Annotated in this window: 4 protein-coding genes; 3 read left to right on the top strand and 1 reads right to left on the bottom strand. The window is 58.9% G+C overall.

Features of this window, described 5'->3' with window-relative positions; genetic code table 11:
• Nucleotides 1–464, top strand: a 464-nt coding sequence (locus tag WFM46_RS23360) for a MarC family NAAT transporter (RefSeq protein ID WP_336998683.1), incomplete at its 5' end; no start/stop codon positions are given.
• Between the two features lie 39 nt (nt 465–503).
• On the opposite strand, the gene WFM46_RS23355 is transcribed toward WFM46_RS23360, so the two are convergent.
• Nucleotides 504–1700, bottom strand: coding sequence for a sugar transporter (locus WFM46_RS23355; protein ID WP_103179558.1), 1197 nt, complete (start codon nt 1698–1700; stop codon nt 504–506).
• Nucleotides 1701–1875: 175 nt separating this feature from the next.
• Here WFM46_RS23355 and WFM46_RS23350 point away from each other — a divergent pair, with 175 nt between their 5' ends.
• Together WFM46_RS23350 and WFM46_RS23345 are read left to right on the top strand one after the other, a co-directional pair.
• Complete coding sequence (locus WFM46_RS23350) at nt 1876–2664, top strand: PhzF family phenazine biosynthesis protein (protein WP_220436043.1); 789 nt, start codon at nt 1876–1878, stop codon at nt 2662–2664.
• A gap of 17 nt (nt 2665–2681) precedes the next feature.
• The coding region (locus WFM46_RS23345; RefSeq protein WP_336998682.1) for a PhzF family phenazine biosynthesis protein at nt 2682–3063 on the top strand (382 nt) is incomplete at its 3' end.

Here is a 3063-nt window from a genome sequence, read left to right as displayed (position 1 = left end):
GCATAAAGGGGACAATCGGGATGAGCGCGCTCCACACCACCAGCGACATCACCGCCGGACGCGTCTCCAGCTGCATGATCTTTTTGTTGAAAATGTTGCCGCAGGCCCAGCAGGACGCGCTTGAGGAGAGGTCGGGTAAAGAGGTGCCGAATATCGCCTTTGTACCGCTGGCGATGCCAAGCACCGCGGGCCCGGGAACCATTGCGATGATCATCAGCTCCGCCTCAACGGTGCGCAGTGGCAGCGCCTTCCCGGAGTGGGTAATTATGCTTGCGCCGCCGCTGATCTTCGCCCTTATCGGCGTGATCCTGTGGGGCTGTCTGCGCAGCTCCGGCGCCATTATGCGCTGGGTGGGTAAAGACGGTATCGAAGCGATCTCCCGTCTGATGGGCTTCCTGCTGGTCTGCATGGGCGTGCAGTTTATCATTAACGGCGTGCTGGAAATTATCCAGACCTACCCCTAATCATTGAACCGGGTGGCATTCCGCCACCCGGTCGCCTCGCTAGCCGTGATGGGGCTGCTCTTCCAGCGTGACGGGCCATTTGCGGAAAATTAGTACCGACCAGATTAACGCCGCCAGCGCCGGTATCGCCCCCAGATAGCCAATTGATGCCATCGACAGATGCAGGCTTATCTGATTCCCCACCAGCGCACCTGCGCCAATCCCCAGATTGAAAATGCCGGAAAAGAGCGCCATCGCCACGTCGGTGGCATCGGGCGCCAGCGCCAGCACTTTAACCTGCATCCCAAGTCCGATAATCATGATCGCCACGCCCCAGACCAGGCTCAGCAGCGCCAGATGCATTTCGCTTCCGGAGGCGGGGAGCAGAAGCAGCAGACAGACCAGCAGCAGGCCAATGGCGCTGCTCACAAGCGTAGAGGCGTGACGGTTGCCGAGCTTACCGAACAGCAGGCTGCCGATAATGCCGGCGCCGCCCAGCAGCAACAGCAGGAGAGTGGCGAAGCGGGCGCTGAATCCGGCAACCGACTGCACAAACGGCTCGATATAGCTGTAGGCGGTATAGTGGGCCGTCACCACCACGACCGTCAGCAGATAGAGGCTCATCAGCGCAGGGCGACGCACCAGCAGCGGCAGGCTTTTCAGGGAGCCGGAGTGCTCGCTCGGCAGTTTCGGCAACAGTTTGATCAGACACAGCAGAGTGAACAGCGCCCCGAGGCCGATAATGAAAAAGGTGGTACGCCAGCCAAAATATTGCCCGACGATGCGGCCCAGCGGGAGCCCGAGCACCATTGCCAGCGCGGTGCCGGTCGCCAGCAGGCTCAGCGCCTGGGCGCGCTTCCCGGCCGGGGCCAGGCGGATGGCCAGCGAGGCGGTAATCGACCAGAAAATGGCGTGGGCAAAGGCAATCCCGATCCGGCTTATCACCAGCACCGTAAAGTTCCAGGCCAGGAACGACAGCACATGGCTGGCGATAAACAGCACGAACAGGCCGATCAGCAACGCGCGGCGCTCAATCTGGCTGGTGAGCAGCATAAAGGGGAGCGACATCAGCGCCACCACCCAGGCGTAGATGGTGAGCATGATCCCCACCTGCGCCGTCTCCATGCCGAAGCTGCTGGCGATGTCCGAGAGCAACCCGACCGGGACGAACTCCGTGGTGTTAAAGATAAACGCGGCGACGGCGAGCGTCACCACCCGTAGCCATGCGACCCGGCGGGAAACTGTGTTGGTTGTCATAGGAATGTCAGGGATTGGTTACGTATATGAGGTGTTTTGATCTTAAAACCATCATTGGTGGAAATACAATCATTTTGTGATGCAGATCTCACTATGGTGGCAAAGTAATCGCTGGTGGAATCGGTTATTTTCCATGAATATAGGATGCAACATTAAGTTAACAGTAGGTAGAGCGATGCAGGAAATTGAGTTTTATCTCGTTGATGCGTTTAGCGATAGTGCATTTGGTGGTAATCCGGCGGCAGTGTGCCCCCTCGCGGAGTGGTTGCCGGACGAGACGCTGCTGAAGATGACGCAGGAGCATAACCAGTCGGAGACCGCCTTTTTTGTGCGCCATAAAGGTGGCATCGAGCTGCGCTGGTTCACCACCCACGGCGAGGTCAACCTCTGCGGCCACGCGACGCTTGCCACCGCCTGGGTGTTGTTCAACGAGATGGACTATCCTGATGCCCGGATCCATTTTGATACTGCTTCCGGCAGGCTCACCGTCAGCCGCGACGGTGACTGGTTAACCCTCGATTTCCCGGCCTGTCCGACGGAGGCCCAGACCCCACCGCCAGAGATGCTCCACGCGCTGGGGATTGACCGTTACGTCGAGGCCCGTAAGGGACGTGCCTGGGTGCTGGTACTGGAAAACCGTCAGCAGGTTGAGGCGGTTACGCCTGATATTCAGGCCATGACCCCCGGCGAGCACAAAGTGTCGATTACCGCCCGGGGGGAGGGCGAATACGATTTTGTCAGCCGCTTTTTCTCGCCGGGCGTGGCATTGTGGGAAGATCCGGTCACCGGCTCGGCGCATACCATGCTGATCCCCTACTGGAGTGAAAAGCTGAACAAAACCTCGCTGTTTGCCCGCCAGGTCTCTGCCAGGGGCGGCGATGTGCGTTGTGAACTGAAGGGCGACCGGGTGCTGATGAGCGGCAAGGCATCGCTCTACATGAAAGGTCATCTTTTTTTACGCTAATAACAAGGGTTAACCCAATGAAAGAAATACAATTCTATCTGGTCGATGCGTTTAGCGACCGCGCATTTGGTGGGAATCCTGCAGCCGTTTGCCCTCTGGAGGCGTGGCTGCCGGATGAGGTTCTGTTAAAGATGGCACAGCAGCATAACCAGTCGGAGACCGCTTTTTTCGTGCGCACCGATAGCGGTTTTGAGCTGCGCTGGTTTACCACGCTGCATGAAATTAACCTCTGCGGTCACGCCACGCTTGCCAGCGCCCACGTGATTTTTGAGTATCTCGACTACCCGCACACGGAGATCGTCTTCTCCACCCGCTTTGTCGGCGAACTGCGGGTTACGCGCAGCGGCGACCGGCTGACGCTGGACTTCCCGGCATGGGGGTGTGAGGCGGTGGAAAACC

The organism is Leclercia sp. M50, assembly GCF_037150775.1.
Classification (GTDB): Bacteria; Pseudomonadota; Gammaproteobacteria; order Enterobacterales; family Enterobacteriaceae; genus Enterobacter.
The sequence above is the reverse complement of the archived record's forward strand: the minus strand, read 5'-3'. Positions and strand labels throughout refer to the sequence as shown.

What these genes read in the sequence shown, in the direction of transcription:
- WFM46_RS23355 (WP_103179558.1), bottom strand. Translation starts at nt 1,700, where the DNA reads ATGACAACCAACACAGTTTCCCGCCGGGTCGCATGGCTACGGGTGGTG.
- WFM46_RS23350 (WP_220436043.1), top strand. Translation starts at nt 1,876, where the DNA reads ATGCAGGAAATTGAGTTTTATCTCGTTGATGCGTTTAGCGATAGTGCA.